Here is an 18254-nt window from a genome sequence, read left to right on the forward strand (position 1 = left end):
GGAGAGGCCGGCCGCGCCCCTTGGCGAAATTCGGACCAGCACAGAGGTTTACGTCGCCGTGAGCATGGAAATGGCAGCTTGGTCGACGATCGCCGGTGCCCGGTCGGCCCGTGAACGGCAACCGTTCCGGCCCGGCACGGTGCGCCGGGTCATCGCCATGGCCCGCGAGCGCTCGCGGCTGTTCGCTCTGTTCGTGGTGGGCAGTGCGGTGACGGCCGTGCTTTCGGTGGTGACCCCGCTCCTGGCCGGCCGGGTCGTGGACGCGATCGGAGAGGGTGATCGGGGCGCGGTCGTGCGGCTGGCGTTGTTCATTGCGTTCATCGCGGTGGCGGAGGCCGTCCTGGGTGTGGCGGTTCGCCGGCTGTCGGCGCGGCTGGGCGAGGACTTGATCCTGGATCTGCGCACTCGGGTGTTCGACCACGTGCAGCGCATGCCGTTGGCCTTCTTCAACCGGACCCGAACCGGTGCTCTGGTCAGCCGGCTGAACAACGATGTGCTGGGCGCCCAGCGGGCCTTCAGCGACACCTTGTCGGGCATCGTCAGCAATCTGATCGCGGTTGCCCTGACCGGTGCGGTGATGATCGGGATCTCGTGGCCGGTGACGCTGATGGCCTTGGTCCTGCTGCCCGTCTTCGTCGTTCCGGTTCGGGTCATGGGCCGTCGTCTGGCCCTGCTGTCCCAGGACGCCGCCCAGCTGGACGCGGCGATGATGACCCGCAGCACCGAGCGCTTCTCGGCCAGTGGGGCCGCCCTGACCAAGCTCTACGGCCGCCCCGAGGACGAATCCCGCTCTTTCGCCGAGGCGGCGGGCCGGGTGCGGGACATCGGGGTTCGTACGGCGGTGCTGCAGACGGTGCTCATCACCTCGCTCACCCTGGCCTCCGCTCTGGCTCTGGCGTTGGTGTACGGGGTCGGTGGGGTGGCAGCGGTGGCCGGGGACCTGGAGACCGGCAGCATCGTGTCTCTGGCCCTGCTGCTGACCAGGCTGTACGCGCCGCTGACGGCCCTGGCCAGCGCCCGCATCGACATCATGGGAGCGCTCGTCAGTTTCGACCGGGTGTTCGAGGTACTGGACCTGGTCCCGCTGATCCAGGAGGCCCCGGACGCACGTCCGGTGCCCGAAGGCCCTGCGAGCGTCGAGTTCCGCGATGTGCGTTTCGCCTACCCCAGCGCGGCGGAGGTATCGCTCGCCTCACTCGAAGATGTCGCGACGCTGGAGACCCGAGGTGGGGCAGAGATCATCCATGACGTCTCCTTCCGGGTTGAGCCCGGTCAGGTGGTCGCTCTGGTGGGCTCGTCCGGGGCCGGTAAGTCGACGCTGGCGAACCTGCTCGCCCGACTGTACGACGTCAGTTCCGGGCAGGTTCTGGTCGGCGGGACCGATGTGCGCCGGCTGCAGGCGGAATCGCTGCGACGCACCGTCGGCGTGGTGAGCCAGGACGGTCACCTGTTCCACGAGTCACTACGCTCCAACCTGCTGTTGGCCCGGCCCGGGGCCAGCGACGAGGAGCTGCTCGACGCCCTGCGGCGCAGCCGGCTGGCCGACGTGATCGCCGGCCTTCCCGAGGGTCTGGACACGGTGGTGGGCGAGCGGGGTTACCGGTTCTCCGGCGGGGAAAGGCAGCGGCTGACCATCGCCCGGCTGCTGCTGGCGCAGCCTCGGATCGTGGTATTGGACGAGGCCACCGCGCATCTGGACTCAGCCTCGGAGGCGGCCGTCCAGGCCGCCCTGGACGAGGCTCTCGAGGGCCGTACCGCCATCGTCATCGCGCACCGTCTGTCCACCATCCGCTCGGCGGACCAGATCCTGGTGCTGGAGGCCGGCCGTGTGGTGGAGCGCGGCACGAACGAGGAACTGCTGGCCTTGGGCGGACGCTACGCCGGACTGCACCACACTCAGTTCGCAACAGCAGGTTGAGACCGCGCGATCACTCATTCTCGAAATTGCGGAAGACCCCCTGCTCGTCGACCGCAGTAGCGAATTCCCCAAGATCCATGTTCGCGACAGACAGGTTGGCAGCGATCGCTCCCACACCGGGTGCGGTGGACCGGAAGACCCCGCCCCGCTGCGGCCAACCGTTCTCCCAACCGCGACCTCCGGCGGCCGTCTCCTCGTCCCAGTAGCCGTGTTCTCGCAGGAACGCTTCCCGTTCCTCGTCGCTCTCCTCCAGACTGACCACCAGCAACAGACGCTCAGGGTCGGCCATGGTCACCGAGTCGGCCAGCACCACGATCTGGTGCGGGTAGTCCGCCGGTGCCATGGCCAGGAACTGCTCCGGGCCCAGCCCGTCATAGGCCGGGTCGTCGATGATCTCGACGTAGATGTCGAACTCGTCGTCCCACTTCTGGGCCAGGTCTGCCTGGACAGCGGCCCAGGCCGAGGGGTCGGAGAAGTCGGTACGGATGACCAGGTGGTCCTCGGTGATGGGAAGCATAGGCATCATTGTCTCCGGTCGTGCCTCTGCTCGCGGAGGTGATCCGGCGTAACCCAGAGATCCCTGAGGCTGCCTTGTGCCCATGGACGCTGGCCGTAGCCCACAGTCATGCTCGGGCTACGGAAGTTGCTTCGGTGAGCGACGGGGGCGCGGGACGAGGAAGGCCAAGCGCGTTCGCGGCGCGTACCCCACCATTCGCTCGCCCGTCGAAGAGGTGCCGTAAGGAAGGCGGGGACGCGGGATGACGAAGCGAACGAGCGAGTCGGGGGCGGGCGGTTCGCCCGGCTGCTGGCCGTAGGCAGTGTTTCCTGACTCGTTCGGCATCGCTGTCCCATCACGGTGTGGGGCGCCGAAGCGGACCGACTGGGCTTCCCCCGTGGAAGTCCGGCCGGCGTCTGCTTCGGCGTCCGATCGGGTTACTGGAGCTAAACCCTGACAAATGATCCGACTCCCTGACTACCTGTCATGGTGGAAGGCGTTTTATGACAGGTTTCGTGGGGGTTTTCCCTCATGATGAAGTTTCTACTTCTCAGTAGGCTGGCTCGGTGGTCGAGGCAGGGAACGAACCATCACAGGACGGACGGGGACGGCCCGGCATCACCCGCTGGCTGCTGGTCCAGCAGATCCAGGAGTACCGTCTCCGGGCCGGGCTGACGTACCGGCAGATGGCAGGCGTCGGTCTGGGTTCGGAGTCACGGTGGAACCGGATCGAGGGCAACAAGGGTGGTTTCGCCCTGCGCCCCGGCGATATTCAGCAGATGCGCAAGGCCTTTCGGCTCTCGGACGTGGAGGCCGACGAGCTGGAGGACATGCGGGCCCGGGCCAGTGCGGAGGTCGACTCCCAGGTTCCCTCCGTGCAGCCGACGTTTCGCGAGTATCTGGCCTTCGAGCGGCATGCCGTGGGGGTGGACTCGCTCGGCGGGATGCACGGACTGATCCAGACTCCTCGGTACGCAGCGGCGACCGCGCGTCTGGACGGAGCCCACGGAGCCGCGGCTGATGTGGTCGTGGCCCTGCGCATGGAGCGCCAGCGCCTGACCCTGGGACGCGCGAAGGTACGCGTAGCACTGGACGAGGAAGTCCTCCTGCGGCAGGTCGAGTCCAAAGAGGTCATGGACGAACTCAAGAACCACCTGCTGCGCCTGGTTCGGGAGGAGTACGCGCAGATCCGCGTCCACCCGATCGCCTTGGGAGCCCATTCCGCGGTGCGGGGTGCCGCGACGATCCTGCGGTTCACCGCCGGGGGCCAGTCCCGGGCCATCGTCTACACCGAGAGCTGGGTGGGCGGCGCCCACACCGACGACCACCAGGTGGTGGCGAGCATGACCGACAAGTTCCAGAGCGTTTTCGACAGCTCAACACCGATCGAGGAGTACCTGTGAGCGCCACCGACGGCAACGACCTGCGCACCGGCGAGGTCCCCGACATCGACTTCCACAAGTCGACTTTCAGCGAGCAGGGAGCGTGCGTCGAGGTCGGGCGCAGCGGCGGCATGGTCCATGTGCGCGACACCAAGAACCGCGCCCTCGGCACCCTCAGCTTCACCATTCCGGAATGGCGCGCCTTTGTTCAGGGTGTCCAGGCCCGCGAGTTCGACGACGAGGCCATGATGTGAACTGATGTCGTTGGTCGGCCCCGCCATCGGCCGCGGAGATGCCGCCCAAGCACAGGTCACACGCCCGGCCCAGAACCTCCGGCACGAACCCGGATCCCCGGGATCCGGCCGTGGCCGGCGGCCCCATCACCTTCGTCGGAGCAAGCGGTCCCCGGTTTCACGAGGTGGCTGCGGTCCGCACGACAAGGTTCTCCGCGGCCCGCCGCGCGGTGCGACGGGCCCGGGCGCCGTTGGTGTCCACGGTCAGCACCTGGGCCACCCGGTCAAGGTTGCCCTGTCCGCTCCCGACCCACTGACCGGTTTTCACCAGGAACTGGGCGTCCACGACGCCCGGCATCTGCCTGACCTCCTCCAGCCCGGTGGTTTCGAGTACCTCGCCCTCGGGCGCCAGGACGAATGCCGTCGCCGCGGCGCGGGCCGGAACCGGGGCTGTGGTGAGGGGTTCGAGTGTTCCGGCGGCCCAGGCCACGGCCGCGGCGTCCAAGGCGAAACCGGTGCTCAGAGCGACCAGGTCGACGATCCGGCCGCCGCCGGGACGGTCGTGGGACTCGATCAGGGCCGGCCCTGTGGCTGTCAGGCGCATCTCGGTGTGGCTGGGCCCGTCGGTGAGCCCGACAGCGTCCAGGATCCGTTGCACTGCCTCGCCCAGGGCTGCGCTGTGTTCGGCCGGAAGGCGGGCGGGAAAGACGTGCCCGGTCTCGACGAAACCAGCTCCAGTGGTCTTCTCGGTGATACCGAGCACCACGTGACGGCCAGCGAAGGAGAACGCCTCCACGGAGTACTCCGGACCGTCCAGATATTCTTCGACCAGAAGGCCGCGAAGGTGCAACTGGGCGGGCCCGGTCCGGCTCTGGAGCTCTTCGTGCCGACGGGCGGCCTCAAGCAGGCCGGTAGGGTCGCTGACCAGGTGCACCCCGATCCCGGCGGCCCCGTTCACGGGTTTGAGAACCACCGGATACCCGATCTTCTGGGCCACTTCCGGCAGTTCGTCGGCACTGTGCACGACTGCGGCACGCACCGGCACCAGGCCGGGTACGGAGGCCAGCGCCTGACGCATCGCCCCCTTGTCGCGCAGCAGCTGCGAGACCGCGGGGCCATGACCGGGCAGTGCCAGGCGTTCGCGCTGGCGGGCAGCGGGAACCAGGCCCGACTCGGTCAGCGAGATCACTCTCGCCAGGCCCCGGCCGGCCGCCAGGCGGTCCATCTCCGCGTCGAACGCGAGGTCGTCGGTATAGTCGACGACCAGCTCGCTTGCCTTCTCCGCCCGATCCGGGTGCTGGACATCGACGATGTCGATCCCCAGATGCCGGACCGCGGCCAGCGTCACCGGTGCTGCTCCCAGCACGACGGTCGGCGCCGGGCTCATGCCGGTCCCGTCTGCGCGTGCAGGATCTCGATGACGATCTCCTCGTCGCGACCGGTCGCCCCGGCGCGCAGGGTGCCGTCCGGGGCCCAGACCCCGGTGCCGCCGCTGGAGCGTTCCCCGACCGGGTGCCCTCCGAGATTGGCGGCCACCGACCACATCCCGTTGTCGCGGGCGCGCGCGGCCATCCGGTCGGCCATCTTGCGTTCCTCTCCTGCCGTGTAAAGCACCGAGGCCACGTACACCTGGGCCCCGGCTGTCCCGGCCGCACCGGCGTGCTCGGGCACGCTGGTGTCGAAACACACAGCCAGGGCGATCTTCCAGTCGGCGACGGCCAGAACGACGGGACCGGCACCGGGTTCGACAAGGTCGTTCTCGGCTCCGTGCAGATACGTCTTGGGAGCCACCACATCGGGGCCGATGCCGGTCAGCACCAGAGAGGCGATGTGGCGGCGGCCCTTGACCTCGACCGGCGCGCCCAGGACCACGCAGGCGCCTCGGGCGGCCACGGCTTCGCGGATCGGGTCCAGACGCTCGTCCCCGGGGCGGAACCACGCCCGGGGATCGTTCTTCAGCAGGTCCAGGTCGTAACCGGTCAGGGACAGCTCCGGGAACACCACCAGGTCAGCCTCGGGCACCTGGGCCAGAAGATACTCAGCCCGGGCCAGGTTCTCGACGACATCGCCGGTCACGGGGACGGACTGCACAGCGGCGACGGTCAGCGGCGGGGTCATGAGCCCATCACCGCCCGGAGGACAAAGAACACGACGGTCCCGGCCAGCGCCGACAGCAGCAGGTGCCGGCTGGTGTAGGCGACGACGACGATCACCAGGGCACCGGCCAGGTAAGGGCCCAGCACCGTGAGCCGGTCCCCGTCCCCGGTGGGGGTCAGCACCGGTGGCACGGCCAGGGCGGCCAGCACCGCGACCGGCGCGTAGCCGAGCAGGTCCTTGGCCGTGGCGGACGGTTTGCGGTCCTGCAGCACGACGAACGGCAGGTACCGGGGCAGGAACGCCGCGAGCCCGACCAGGGCGATCATGACGACAGCGGACATCAGTTCTCCTCCATGGGCGTTACGGCAGAGCTTGTTCCGGCCTCGCGGCGGCCGGCCAGCAGATCCCACAGACCGCCGGTGGCGACACCGGCCACGACGGCCACGACGATTCCCAGGTTGTAGGGAAGGGTCGCGGCGGCCAGGACGGTGATTCCCGACACGACGGCGATGGCGAGCAATTTGCGGCTGGTGACCGACAGGACGAGCATGGCCACGAACATCGCCGCCATCGGGAAGTCCAGTCCCCGTGAGCGCAGGTCCGGGACGAGTGAGCCCAGGACCGCCCCGATGGCGGTGCAGGTCATCCAGACTCCGTACATCAGGCTGGATGCTCCGAGGAAGTACCAGTGCTTGTGGCTGTTGAGCGTGCCGTCCCGGAGCTTGTCGATGGCCGCGAAGAAGATGGCGTCGATCAGGCCGAAGGCCACGAGTGCCTTCAGGCCGCGGGGTACGTCCTCGAAGTGCTCGCGCAGCACGGTGGCGTAGATGAGCATGCGCAGACCCAGGACCAGGGTGGTGAGGAAGAGGGTCACCAGGCTGGCGCCCTGAAGTACCAGGGAGAACGCTACGAACTGGGCGGTCCCGGAGTTCGCGGCCATGGCCAGGCCGAGGGTCTCCAGGGCGCTCAGGCCGCTGGCCGGGCCGAGAGCCCCTCCCGCCAGTGACATCGGGATGATGCTCACGAGGAAGGGCAGCATGGCCCGCGCACCTTCGAGGTAGCGGTCCTTCGCCGTGAGCTGACGGAGCGGTTCCAGGTTGGGTGTGCTCGGGCGGGTTTCACTGTTCTCGGTGGTCATTTCGTCAGTTCCTGATCGTGCAGGCGTTCGAGGACGAGGGCGGCTGCGGCGTCCGGTTCGCTCTCGCAGAAATAGTGCCCCCCGGTCGGGATGGTCAGAACCTGCGGGTCGCTGCCGGTCACGGCCCAGGCGCTGACGTCGGGGCCGTTCGCGGTCAGCGGGTCGTCGTCGGCCAGGACCAGAGTCAGAGGGGTCTCCAGGTGCGGGCCGTGGCCTTCGGCGACGTCGGCGAGGTAGCTGTTGGCGGCGATCGAGTCGTGCCGGAAGACACGGGCGAGGTAGGCGCCGACCTGAGGGCCGGCGGTGAGGGCCGCCATCAGTCCGGTCTCCTCCCCCAGCCAGCGCACCACATCCTGGTCGCTCATGGCCCGGGCCTCGGCGATGCCGGCCCGGGCCGAGGAGGCCGGGTACAAGAGCTTGGCGCCGATGAACAGGTGCCTGACGCCGTCGCTGTCCTTCTCCAGCAGGTGGGCCGTGCGCAGGGCGAGGGCAGATCCGACGCAGTGCCCCCACAGAGCCACCGGGGTGGGGATGGTCTCCTCGATCTCGGTGACGAGGGCGTCGGCGATCTGTTCGAGAGACTTCAGGGCGGAGGCGTTCTCGGAGATGTCGTGGCCGGGCAGGGCCACGGAGTACACGGCCACACGTGGGTCCTGCCGGTGCAGCGCCTGCCCGAACGCGTCGAAGATCGTGGCACCGCCACCGGCATAGGGGAAGCAGATCAGGGTCACACCGGCCCTGACCGGGTCGCCGGCGACCAGGTGCAGCAGGGGGCCGGAGGTGGCAGCAGGCGTGGACGTGGACAGGGATGCGGTGACCTTCTTCTCGGCCACCCGGCTGAGGTCTTCCAGCCGGCTGTTGCGCATGATGTCGGCAATGCTGACCAGGCCTGCGAGTTCGACGGCCAGGCGCATGGCGGACAGAGACGTGCCGCCCCGCAGGAAGAAGTTGTCGTCCAGCCCGATGGCGGTTTCGCCCTCGCCCAGAACCTCTTTCCAGGCCTCGGCGATACGCATCTGCGTGCTGGTGACCGGGGCGCGGTGCTGCTGAGCGGTGGCGGCGTGTGCCCGGGCCTGGGCAGGGGTGAACGGCACCGGTTCCGGGCGCAGCCGGGTGAGCAGGTCGTGGTCCGGGCCGGGAAGCAGGTGCCGGACGTCCTGAGGCTCATCGGTGCGGGCCGTGATCGCCGTGAACGCCGCCTGGTAGGCCCGGGCGAACATCAGGGCCAGCTGGCTGTCTATGACCGTCAGGTGGTGGTGCAGGCTCAGGCGGATCTCGTCGGTACGGAAGTGCTGGGAGAACTCCGCGCGCAGGACGAACTCGGTCTCGGAGTTGGCGCGCACGTCCAGCAGGGAGAACCCGTGCTCGTCCAGCGAACGCAGCAGGGAGAAATGGGTGAAGTTGAATGCGGTCTCGAACAGAGGGATCTGGACGCCGAGGTCGGCCTTCATCTGAGCCATCGGATAGCGCCGGGCGGGCAGGAGCGCACTCTCGGCCGCGTTCACGGCGCGGACCAGGTCGCCCCAGCTGCCTTGCCCGAGGCGGACGCGGAACGGCACGGTGTTGAGGAAGAGCCCGATGGCCCGGGTGGCCCCTTCGGTCTCGGGGCGCCCGGAGTGCTCGTAACCGGTGAGGACGTCGTCGCTGCCGCCGAGGGCGGCCAGGGCGGCCAGGTGCCCGGCCATCAGCACGTTCTTGACCGGGACCTGGAGGCGATCGGCGGTGTCCTTGATCCGGGTGGACAGGTCGCTCAGGTCGACCTCGTGGAAGGCGACCTCGAACGGCTGGTCGGTAGCGTGCCGGTCGCTGCGGGGCACAGGGGTGAGGGTGGCGCCGTCCAGAACCCGGCCCCAGTAGTCGCGGTGGTCGGGGTCGGCCAGGGATTGCTGTTCCAGGACGGCGTACTCGCGCAGGTGTGTTCCGGTGGTGATCTCGGGCAATGGGCGGTCGGCCCTGAGGTCGCCGTAGATCTGGAACAGGTCGGTGTGCAACAGGGTGATGCTCCAGCCGTCCAGGGCGGAGTTGTGCTGGCTGATCCCGTAGCGGAACAGGTCGTCGGCCAGCACGTGAACATGGATGCGGACGAGACCGGGAGCGTCCCAGGTGAAGCGGTCGGTCTTCTCCTGCTCGACCCAGTTCTCGTACCAGTGTTCCTGTTCCTGCGGGCCCAGGTCTCGCAGGTCGTGCAGGCGCAGGGGGGAAGGAGCCTGCTGATGCACCAGTTGCAGGCTGCTCGAGTAGCCGGTCAGGTCGTAGCTGGTGCGCAGGATCGGCGTGCGTCGCACCAGTTCGCGCACCGCTTCCTCGAACGTCGCGATGTCCAGGGAACTGGAGATCGTGTAGAGCAGGATGTCGTGGTAGCCAGCGACGCTCTTGTCCAGTTCCGTCTCGAAGACCAGACCGGCTTGCAGCTGCGTCATCGGGTAGGCGTCGGCGAGCCCGGCCGGCAACCGGTCCCGGTCGCTGTCGGGAACCAGAGCGAAGGGATGCGCGTCGGGTGCCTGGGGTGGTGCCTGGCCGAGTGTGGCCGCACTCGCCAGCCCAGCGACGGTGGGCAGCCGGAACAGGTCCTGGAAGGTGAACGTCAGCCCCAGAGCCCGGGCGTGGGCCAGCACGGTCACGAAATGGATGGAGTTTCCGCCGAGGCTGAAGAGATTGTCGTCGATGCCCACCCGCTCCAGCCCCAGGACCTGCGCCCAGATCCCGGCCAGGGATCGCTCGGCCTCGGTCCGGGGTGCGACGTAGTCCGTGGTGGCGGCGATGTCGGTGGGCAGGGCCGCACGGTCGAGCTTTCCACTGGGTGTCAGCGGCAGGGACGGCAGCCCGACCACGTGGGTGGGGACCATGTAATCGGGCAGTACCTGCGCGACCTCGGCCCGGGCCCGCTCGGCGTCCACACCTTCGCCCGTCAGGTAGGCCCACAGCACCAGTTGCCCGTCCGGGGCGGGGCGGGTCAGGACGATGGCGTCCTCGACTCCGGCGACGGCCAGAAGGCACTCCTGGATCTCACCGGGTTCGATGCGGTGACCGCGCACCTTGACCTGCTGGTCCAGTCGTCCCAGGTATTCCACCGTGCCCTGTGGACTCCAGCGGGCCAGGTCCCCGGAGCGGTAGACCATCTCTTCCCCCAGGACGCCACGCACGAACCGCTCGGCGGTGAGCTCGGGGCGCCCGAGATATCCACGGGCCAGGCCGACCCCGGCCAGGAGAAGTTCTCCGGGGACGTTGAGAGGTACGGGACGCAGATCCGCGTCGACGACGTACAGGCGCAGGTTGTCGATCGGGACACCGATCGGGACCGGTCCCGCTTGACCGGGCTCGCAGCGATGGTGGGAGACGTCCACCGTCGCTTCTGTCGGCCCGTACAGATTGACAAGTACGCAGGTCTTCTCAGGCTCACGCGCGAGCGCGTGGTGGAAGGCGTCGACGTGGTGGCGGCCCAGTGCCTCGCCGCTGGCGAAGACCTGGCGCAACGAGGCCAGGCGATCGGCGGCGCCGGTGCGCTGGGCGTAGCCGACGAACGCGCCCAGCATCGAGGGGACGAAGTGCATGACGCTCACCTTGTGCCGCTCGATCACGCCGGTCAGCGCCTCAGGGTCCTTCTCGACGCCCGGCTGCGGCAGTACCAGGCGGGCACCGGCGAAGGACCACCAGAAAAGCTCCCACACCGAGACGTCGAACGACACCGGCGTCTTCTGCACCAGGACGTCGTCGCTGGTCAGCGGGTAGGCCTTCTGCATCCAGGCGATCCGGTTGATCACCGACCGGTGCTCGACCACCACTCCCTTGGGACGACCGGTGGAGCCGGAGGTGTAGATCACGTAGGCGGCGTCCGACGATGAGAGCCCGCCCGGCAACTCTCCTGCCGGGACCTGCGTACCAGCCGCGGGTTCGTCCGCCAGCACGGTGGCGACGTCGAGCCCGGCCACCACTTCGCGATGAGCGGCCGTGGTGAGCACGACCCGCACCGCTGAGTCCTCGAGCAGGTAGGCGATGCGCTCGGCCGGGTAACCCGGATCGATCGGAACGTAGGCCGCGCCGGCCTTCAAGATGCCGAAGATCCCGGTGATCAGGGCGGTCCCCCGTTCGGCCAGGACCGCGACCAGCTTCTCGCGGCCGGCTCCGGCGGCCAGCAGGCGGTGGGCGATCGCGTCGGAGGCGGCGTCCAGCTGCGCATAGGTCAGGTGACTCTCGCCGGTCTCCACCGCCACCGCGTCCGGGTGGCTGCGAGCGTACCGGCGCAACTGGTCCTCGAGCCGGGCCGTCTCCTCGAACGATGCCCGGGTGTCGTTGGCCGCCGAGACCACCGCGGCTTCGCCCGCATCGGTGAGGTCGACGTCCCACAGCGGGTTGTCGGGAGAGCCGAGTGCCGCCGCGAGCACGGCCGTCAGATGGCGCAGGATCTGCGTGAGCACGGCGGGTGAGTAGGCCGGAGAGGCGCTGATGCACAAGGCCAGGTCTTCGCCGTCCGTTCCGGCGCGGCGTATCCCGAGCACCAGCGGGAACCGCTCATCGTCCAGCGTCTGCTGTCCCGAGCCCGCCACCGGTGCGATGAGGACCTCGGCGAACGGATAGGGATCGGAGGTCGGGGCGAGAACCTCGATCGGATAGTCGGCGTGCTGTTCGGCCACGGCCACCGCCGCCGACACACGGCCCAGCGCGGAACGCAGCGTGTCCTGGCGCCCAAGGGTGAACGGGACCACCAGCGCCCGGGTCAGCGTCGAACGGGTCGGAGTCACCGCGGTCACCAGTTCGTCCTGGCGCCCGTGCCGGCGCAGGAGCGCACCGGCCGCGACCATCAGCAGCACCCGCAGCGCTCCGGCGTCGTCCCGGGTGATCCGGCGGGCCGCCTCACTCACCGGCGCCGGCAACAGCGACTCCTGCTGACGCCGGGGACCGACGGTGGCAGAGGCATCGGGCAGGATCCGGGACAGCTCGGGCAGGTCGGCGAGAACGGCCGCCCAGTACGCGGCCTGCTCAGGGCGGCGGGCTGCCGCAACTCTCAGCGCGCCCTGGGTCTCAAGAGACTGCATGGAACAACTCCTTGGCGATAAGACGGGGAATCAGAGGTCGAACACGAAGTCGGGGCGCACCGCAGCGCTCGGCGCCGGGGCACCCAGCGACCCCACAGGACGGTGCGGATCGCTGACGGCCGCGTCCAGGACGTCCGTCAGCTCCGTATGCAGTGCGTGCACCGTGCCCGCGTCAAGGATCGCGCTCGCGAAACCCCAGAGCGCCTCGTCCCCTTCGCCGCGGGGCTCGATGTGCAGGGCCAGGTCGAAGAGCACGGCACCGGTCAGTTCCGGTAGCCAGCGCGGCCGGCCTCCGGCAACATCGACGTCGCCCAGACCCGTGTCCTGGAAGGCGAACAGGACGTCCGCGACCGGATGGCGGTCTCGGCGCCCACCATGCCCCGCATCCTGAACCGGTTGCGGCAGGTCTGCGGTCTCGGCCGCCGTCGTGGCGAGCTCGCGCACCGCGGACGGGAACGATGTCTCCGGGGCCACCGGCACGTCCAGGGTGTGGGTGGCCACCAGCATGCCGACCGCGTGCTCACCGCCCGCCACGTGCCTGCCCGAGAACGGGACGGCCACGGTGGGCCGAGGGCTCCCGGTGACCCGGGCTAGGACCACGCCCAGCGCGGTCAGGTAGACAGCGAACGGCGGTGCCCCCAAGTCCTGGGCCAGGGCCCGCACAGCGCGGGTGCGCTTCAGGCCCAGCGGATGGCGCACCCAGGCCCCCGCCGTCGACCGTAAGGGCGGGCGAGGACGGTCCAGCGGCAGATCCGGACCCGGCTGACGGGCGAACGCAGCTCGCCGCTCGGGTTGCTCCATCTGCTGGGACAGCGCCTCACACACCAGTTCGCCGTAGGAGGGCACGGCCGACTGACGGGCGGCGGTCAGGTCCTCCAGCAGCACCCGCAGCGACCAGCCGTCCGCGATGAGGTGATGGGCGTCGATCGCCATGGCCTGGCGGGTCGGGCCGCTGACCAGCGCCGCTCGCCACAACGGCCCGGCTTCCAGATCAAAAGGCCTTACCCAGGAATGCAGAACGGTCTCCAGGTCGTCACCGGGCGCGCGCAGCACCTCGAACGGCACCGCGCCCCCGTTCACCGGCCCCACCCGCTGCCGCCACTGGCCGTCGGTCCCTGCCACCAGGGTGGTGCGCAGGGCCTCGTGCCGGTCCCGCAAACGGGCCAGGGCGCCCGCGATGTCGAGTCCGAGCTGGTGGCCGGGGATCTCGACGACGACCGGGAGGTTGTACCCGAGGTCGCCGGGCCGCAGCAACGCCTCGGTGAGAACGGCCGACTGCTGTGGCAGCAGCGGCAGGGTGGAGGGGGCGTCGTTCTGGGCCCCGGTGGGCCGGGCCGGCACGGGCGGAGCCTGCTCCAGACGCGTCGTGAGGGTGGCCAGGTCGTCGCGCAGGACCCACATCACCCGGCAGGTACGCCCGGTCCCGGCTCGCAGCAGGCCCGCGATCCGGGTCGCAGCCAGGGAACTGCCGCCCAGCTGGGTGAGTGTGTCACCCGGTGCGATCTCCTCGACACCGACCACGCGCCGCCATATCTGGGCGACCTGCTCCTGCGCGGGTGTGAGGCTGACCGTCCCGGCAGTCCTGGCTCTTGGGTCAGGGTCTGTATCCGGCTGGGCAACCAGCGCGCCCAGAGCCTGCCGGTCCACCTTGCCGTGCCCGGTCAGCGGGAAGCGTGCCATCACGGTGACAGACGAGGGCACCAGGTGTTCCGGTACCCGTCGGCTCAGGTCCGCCCGGACCTGGCCGGCCGTTGCCGTCCCGGTGACGAAAGCACGCAGCACGGGTTCACCAGGCACCGACTTGTCGGCCAGGACCACGGCCTCCTCGACGCCGTCCACCCCGATCAGGAGGTTCTCGACCTCGCCCAGCTCGACGCGCTGGCCGCGCACCTTGATCTGGCCGTCGGCCCGGCCGACGAACTCGATCGCGCCGTCGGGGCGGCACACCACCCGGTCACCGGTGCGGTAGAAGCGTTCCCCGGGAGCGAACGATGCCTCGACGAACGCTGCGGCGGTCAATTGTGGACGCCGGTGGTATCCGACGGCGAGCCCGTCACCTCCGACCCACAGCTCCCCGGGCAGGCCCGGTCGCTGAAGGTGCCCCTCGTCCGTGACGACAAGCGCGCTCGAGTTGTCGATGGGCAGGCCGATCGGCACGCGCCGGTGGTCCTTGCCCGGAACGACCTGGTGAACCGTTGAGATGACACCGTTCTCGGTGGGCCCGTAGGCGTTCACCAACCGAAGGTTCGGGCATGCGGCCAGCACCGCCTGGGCGTGGGTGGCTGAGAGCACGTCGCCTCCGACCAGCAGGTCGCGCATCGGGGCGAACATCCCCGGATCGGCATCCGCCAGATGACTGAACAGGGCGGACGTGACCAGGCCGGTGGTGATCGCGTGCGTCGCGATCGCCTGCCCGAACTCGTCCGGGTCCAGGACGGTTTCCCGGGAGAGCACCTGCAGGGTGCCGCCGTTGATCAATGTGCCCCACAGCTCCCAGACGGAGGCGTCGAAGCTTGTGGCCCCGATGTGGGCCATGACCGTGTCCGGCCCGAGGTGTGCATGGGTGGCGTCGTGAGCCAGGCGCACCACCGCCCGGTGCGGGACCAGGACTCCCTTGGGCCGGCCGGTAGTGCCGGAGGTGTACATCAGGTACGCCGGGTCGGTGGCAGCCGTCCCGTGGGGGCGCGGCGTCCCGGGGGCCTCGGCGCACTCGCAGGGATCGATCACCCGGGCCCCACGCAGGGCGGCCCGCTGCGCGTCGGCCGCCGAGCTGAGCACGGCGACTGCGCCGGCGTCCTGGAGCAGATAGGCGACCCGCTCGTCCGGGTGGTCCGGGTCGACGGGCATGTACACCGCTCCCGCGCGCAGGACGGCCAGCGCGGCCGCCGCGAAGGCAGCGCCCCGGGACAGGTGCAGAGCGACCACGTCACCGGGGCTCACCTCGAGCCGGTTCGCGATACCCGCTGACCAATCGGCCAGCTGGGCGTAGGTCAGGCTCGTGCCGTCGGCCACGGCAACGCTGCGGGGCGTACGGGCCGCCCGGTCCAGAACGAGTTGCTCGATCCGGGTGTCGCGTGGGTAGAGCGCTGGGGCGTCATCACGCGGATCAGGAACGGTCCGGGTCATCCGACCGGCACCCCCTGCATGGCAGCGGCCAAGCCCCCGGGCGTGGCGTTGAGGTACAGCAGGCGCAGGTTCAGCGGCGGCAGGCCGTTCTCGCGCATGAGCGTGGACAGGCGCACCGCGAGCAGCGAGTTGCCGCCCAGCTCGAAGAAGTTGTCGTGCGCGCTCACCGGGACTCCGAGGAGGTCCTGCCACAAGGCCCGCAGACGCTCCGGCAGCGGCACCACCGCCTGTTCGTCCGTTGACACATCTGCTGTCGCGGCCGGCGGGATGGTCGGGACCGGTACCGGAGCAGGCGAGGGCTGCCGGACCGCGTACGGATCGGGCAGGGCGCGGATGTCAAGCTTGCCATTCGCTGTCAGGGGCAGGGCCGCCAGCGGGGTGATCGTGGCCGGCACCATGTGCACCGGCAGCAGCCGCTCGGCCCGTACACGCAGCATCTGCAGGTCGAGACCGCCGGGCACCACGTACGCGTCCAGGCGCGCGTTGGCCGTGTCCTGCGCCGTGTCCCCGCCGACCACGACCGCGGCGGCCTGGACCCCGGGGGCTCCTTCCAGAACCTTCGCGATCTCGTCGAGCTCGATCCGGAAACCGCGGATCTTCACCTGGTTGTCGATGCGCCCCAGGTGATCGAGCTGCCCGTCCGGACCGAGCCGGCCCAGGTCACCACTGCGATAGAGCCGGCGACCCGTGAGCGGGTCCTCGACGAAACGCTCGGCCGTCAGCTCGGGCCGGCCCAGGTACTCCAGCGCCAATCCCGCTCCCCCGACGAGGATCTCGCCGGGGAAGCCGACCGGAACCGGGCGCAGCCGTCGATCCCGCACGGTCAGCGACCATCCCGGCAGCGCCCACCCCACCGAGGACGAACCCGTCAGAGCGTCGGCGCGGCTCAACGTTCGCGACGTGACGTGGACGGTCGTCTCGGTGATGCCGAACATGTTCACGAGCCGGCAGACCGTCTCGGGGTACCGGTCGAACCAGCCCGTGAGCCGCCGGGTGTCCAGCGACTCACCACCGAAGACCACCAGGCGCAGGGCCAGGCGCTGAGCCCGGGTGCTGTCCACGGCGTCCAGCTGACGAAATGCCGAGGGCGTCTGGTTCAGCACGGTGACCCGCTCACGACGCAGCAGGTCCCAGAACTCCTCGGGATCGCGCGTGGCCCAATAGGGCACGAGCACAAGCCGGGCTCCGGTCAGCAGCGGGGCCCAGATCTCCCACACTGAGAAGTCGAAGGCACTGGAGTGGAACAGGGTCCAGGTGTCGTCCGGGCTCAGTGCGAGGTCCGCCCGGGTTCCTTCGATGAGTGCCAGCACCGAGGTGTGCGCCACGACGACACCCTTAGGCCTGCCGGTCGAACCGGAGGTGTAGATGACGTACGCCGGGCCCTGGCCGCCTTGACCACTCGGATCGCCGGTGCCCGGTGCCATCAGGTCCGGCGTCTGCGCGGCCCAGGAGCGCACCTCGTCGGGAGTCAGGACGATGAGTTCACCGTCAGCGGGGAACGACGTGCGAGTCGAGACGACCAGCCGTAGACCGGCGTCTCGGCTCGTGTAGCTCAGACGCTCGTCCGGGTAGGCCGGATCCATCGGGACGTAGGTGGCGCCGGCTCTTAGGACGGCGATCATCGTGGCGATCAGGTCGCTCGAGCGTTCCAGGCAGATACCGACGCGCTCGCCCACGAGCACGCCCGCGGCCCGCAGGCCGGCAGCGAGGAGAGATGCCTCCCGGTCCAGTTCGGAGTAGGTCACCGATCGTTCCCCGTCGCTCAGGGCGATCTCCTCGGGGCGTCTCGCCGCAACGTCCGCGAAGGCCGCGTGCAGGGACCGGCCTGCCGGCATTTCCGTGATCTCGGGAATCTCCGGTGCCGGGTGGGCCACCAGGCTGATGTCGCCCAGGTCGCCGTGACCGGCTGCAATCTGCCTGTGAACGTGCCGGATGGTCGCGAGAAGACCCTCCAGCTGAGGCAGGTCGCCACTCTCGGCACGAGCCAGCGCCGTGATCTCCACCCCGTCCTCGAGCCGCACCGGTGCCAGCGTGAGCGGGAAGGGTGCGCTCAGGGCAGGCATTGCGCGTTCTCCGGGTCCGGCCTCCAGCATGTCGAGAATCCCGATCCCGATCCTGGCCTCGGACGGGTCCAGCCGGGCGGCGGGCGGCAGCAGCATCGCGGGGTCGCCGAGGGTGTTACGGACCGAGGTGAGAAGGCCGGTAACGCTGACGTCGTCATCAACGCAGGGCGCGAGTAGCACTGTGCCCTCGCCCGCGCCGGTTGTGACGTGCGCGGCCACGGTGGGGCGCGAGCAACGGCCCAGCCGGCCCAGCACGACGGCCACCGCCGCTACCAGGAGCTCGGTCGTCGTGGCCCCCCACTCCTGCCGCAGCTCCAGATCTGGCCCACCGCTGGGGTTTGTGGCCAGGAACGGGCTGACTCCCTCACCGGGAACGGTCACCGGCACAACGGGATCGGGCCCGGTCGGCCGGGTGCCCGAGGCAGGCCCGGGATTCTGCCCAGAGGCCAACGCCCGGGCGTACCGCAGCAGGGCGGGCCCGTCCAGAACGTCGCGGTCGCCGACGAGGATCAGGTCACGGTCGGAGTCGGGGTAGGTCACCACGACAGCCCGCGAGGCTTGCCCGTCCTCGAGCGGACGCCGGGTCTCAGCCCCGACGATCCGCTCGGCCTCTGCCGATCCACGAGGCGCGGGACAGTCACGGCCCCAGGTCGCGCCGGGTAGATCGATCGACGAGCCGACGGGGACAACGACTGCATGGGTGATGCCGTCGGGGACTGGCCTGGGAAAGCGCCGGGGTACGGCGAGCACACGTGACATAGGGCCTCT

General features: G+C 69.7%; 11 protein-coding genes. 3 read left to right on the forward strand and 8 right to left on the reverse strand.

Features of this window, described 5'->3' with window-relative positions; genetic code table 11:
* Positions 1–64 precede the first annotated feature (64 nt).
* Positions 65–1918, forward strand: coding sequence for an ABC transporter ATP-binding protein (locus LR394_RS25905; protein WP_231447086.1), 1854 nt, complete (start codon positions 65–67; stop codon positions 1916–1918).
* 10 nt (positions 1919–1928) lie between these two features.
* Here LR394_RS25905 and LR394_RS25910 read toward each other — a convergent pair whose 3' ends face one another.
* The gene (locus LR394_RS25910) at positions 1929–2435 is read right to left on the reverse strand and encodes a DUF6924 domain-containing protein (protein WP_231446777.1); all 507 of its coding nucleotides are present in this window, start codon (positions 2433–2435) and stop codon (positions 1929–1931) included.
* 545 nt (positions 2436–2980) lie between these two features.
* Here LR394_RS25910 and LR394_RS25915 point away from each other — a divergent pair.
* Positions 2981–3817 (forward strand): DUF5753 domain-containing protein, encoded by an 837-nt coding sequence (locus LR394_RS25915; protein WP_231446779.1) that lies wholly within the window; start codon positions 2981–2983, stop codon positions 3815–3817.
* Positions 3814–4050: a DUF397 domain-containing protein gene (locus LR394_RS25920; RefSeq protein WP_231446781.1), complete on the forward strand. Its 237-nt coding sequence runs from the start codon at positions 3814–3816 to the stop codon at positions 4048–4050. Before LR394_RS25915 ends, LR394_RS25920 begins: the two co-directional genes overlap by 4 nt.
* Before the next feature lie 157 nt (positions 4051–4207).
* Here the strand turns inward: LR394_RS25920 and LR394_RS25925 are convergent, their stop codons facing one another.
* From LR394_RS25925 to LR394_RS25955, 7 genes are read right to left on the reverse strand one after another with little or no spacing between them, the layout of a single operon-like run.
* Complete coding sequence (locus tag LR394_RS25925; protein WP_231446783.1) at positions 4208–5416, reverse strand: ATP-grasp domain-containing protein; 1209 nt, start codon at positions 5414–5416, stop codon at positions 4208–4210.
* Positions 5413–6147, reverse strand: a complete 735-nt coding sequence (locus LR394_RS25930) for a carbon-nitrogen hydrolase family protein (protein WP_231446785.1) — start codon at positions 6145–6147, stop codon at positions 5413–5415. Before LR394_RS25930 ends, LR394_RS25925 begins: the two co-directional genes overlap by 4 nt.
* Complete coding sequence (locus LR394_RS25935) at positions 6144–6467, reverse strand: AzlD domain-containing protein (RefSeq protein ID WP_231446787.1); 324 nt, start codon at positions 6465–6467, stop codon at positions 6144–6146. Before LR394_RS25935 ends, LR394_RS25930 begins: the two co-directional genes overlap by 4 nt.
* Positions 6467–7264, reverse strand: a complete 798-nt coding sequence (locus tag LR394_RS25940) for an AzlC family ABC transporter permease (RefSeq protein ID WP_231446789.1) — start codon at positions 7262–7264, stop codon at positions 6467–6469. The genes LR394_RS25935 and LR394_RS25940 overlap by 1 nt, the downstream gene beginning before the upstream one ends.
* Positions 7261–12297 carry a non-ribosomal peptide synthetase gene (locus tag LR394_RS25945; RefSeq protein WP_231446791.1) on the reverse strand — a complete coding sequence of 1679 codons (5037 nt, stop codon included), beginning with the start codon at positions 12295–12297 and terminating at the stop codon, positions 7261–7263. Before LR394_RS25945 ends, LR394_RS25940 begins: the two co-directional genes overlap by 4 nt.
* Before the next feature lie 30 nt (positions 12298–12327).
* Positions 12328–15423 (reverse strand): non-ribosomal peptide synthetase, encoded by a 3096-nt coding sequence (locus LR394_RS25950; protein ID WP_231446793.1) that lies wholly within the window; start codon positions 15421–15423, stop codon positions 12328–12330.
* Positions 15420–18245 carry an amino acid adenylation domain-containing protein gene (locus LR394_RS25955; protein ID WP_231446795.1) on the reverse strand — a complete coding sequence of 942 codons (2826 nt, stop codon included), beginning with the start codon at positions 18243–18245 and terminating at the stop codon, positions 15420–15422. The genes LR394_RS25950 and LR394_RS25955 overlap by 4 nt, the downstream gene beginning before the upstream one ends.
* Positions 18246–18254 lie beyond the last annotated feature (9 nt).

The organism is Kineosporia babensis (assembly GCF_021129305.1).
Taxonomy (GTDB): domain Bacteria; phylum Actinomycetota; class Actinomycetes; order Actinomycetales; family Kineosporiaceae; genus Kineosporia; species Kineosporia babensis.

What these genes read in the sequence shown, in the direction of transcription:
- LR394_RS25905 (WP_231447086.1), top strand. Translation starts at nt 65, where the DNA reads ATGGAAATGGCAGCTTGGTCGACGATCGCCGGTGCCCGGTCGGCCCGT.
- LR394_RS25940 (WP_231446789.1), bottom strand. Translation starts at nt 7,264, where the DNA reads ATGACCACCGAGAACAGTGAAACCCGCCCGAGCACACCCAACCTGGAA.
- LR394_RS25935 (WP_231446787.1), bottom strand. Translation starts at nt 6,467, where the DNA reads ATGTCCGCTGTCGTCATGATCGCCCTGGTCGGGCTCGCGGCGTTCCTG.
- LR394_RS25925 (WP_231446783.1), bottom strand. Translation starts at nt 5,416, where the DNA reads ATGAGCCCGGCGCCGACCGTCGTGCTGGGAGCAGCACCGGTGACGCTG.
- LR394_RS25950 (WP_231446793.1), bottom strand. Translation starts at nt 15,423, where the DNA reads ATGACCCGGACCGTTCCTGATCCGCGTGATGACGCCCCAGCGCTCTAC.
- LR394_RS25930 (WP_231446785.1), bottom strand. Translation starts at nt 6,147, where the DNA reads ATGACCCCGCCGCTGACCGTCGCCGCTGTGCAGTCCGTCCCCGTGACC.
- LR394_RS25955 (WP_231446795.1), bottom strand. Translation starts at nt 18,245, where the DNA reads ATGTCACGTGTGCTCGCCGTACCCCGGCGCTTTCCCAGGCCAGTCCCC.
- LR394_RS25910 (WP_231446777.1), bottom strand. Translation starts at nt 2,435, where the DNA reads ATGCTTCCCATCACCGAGGACCACCTGGTCATCCGTACCGACTTCTCC.
- LR394_RS25945 (WP_231446791.1), bottom strand. Translation starts at nt 12,297, where the DNA reads ATGCAGTCTCTTGAGACCCAGGGCGCGCTGAGAGTTGCGGCAGCCCGC.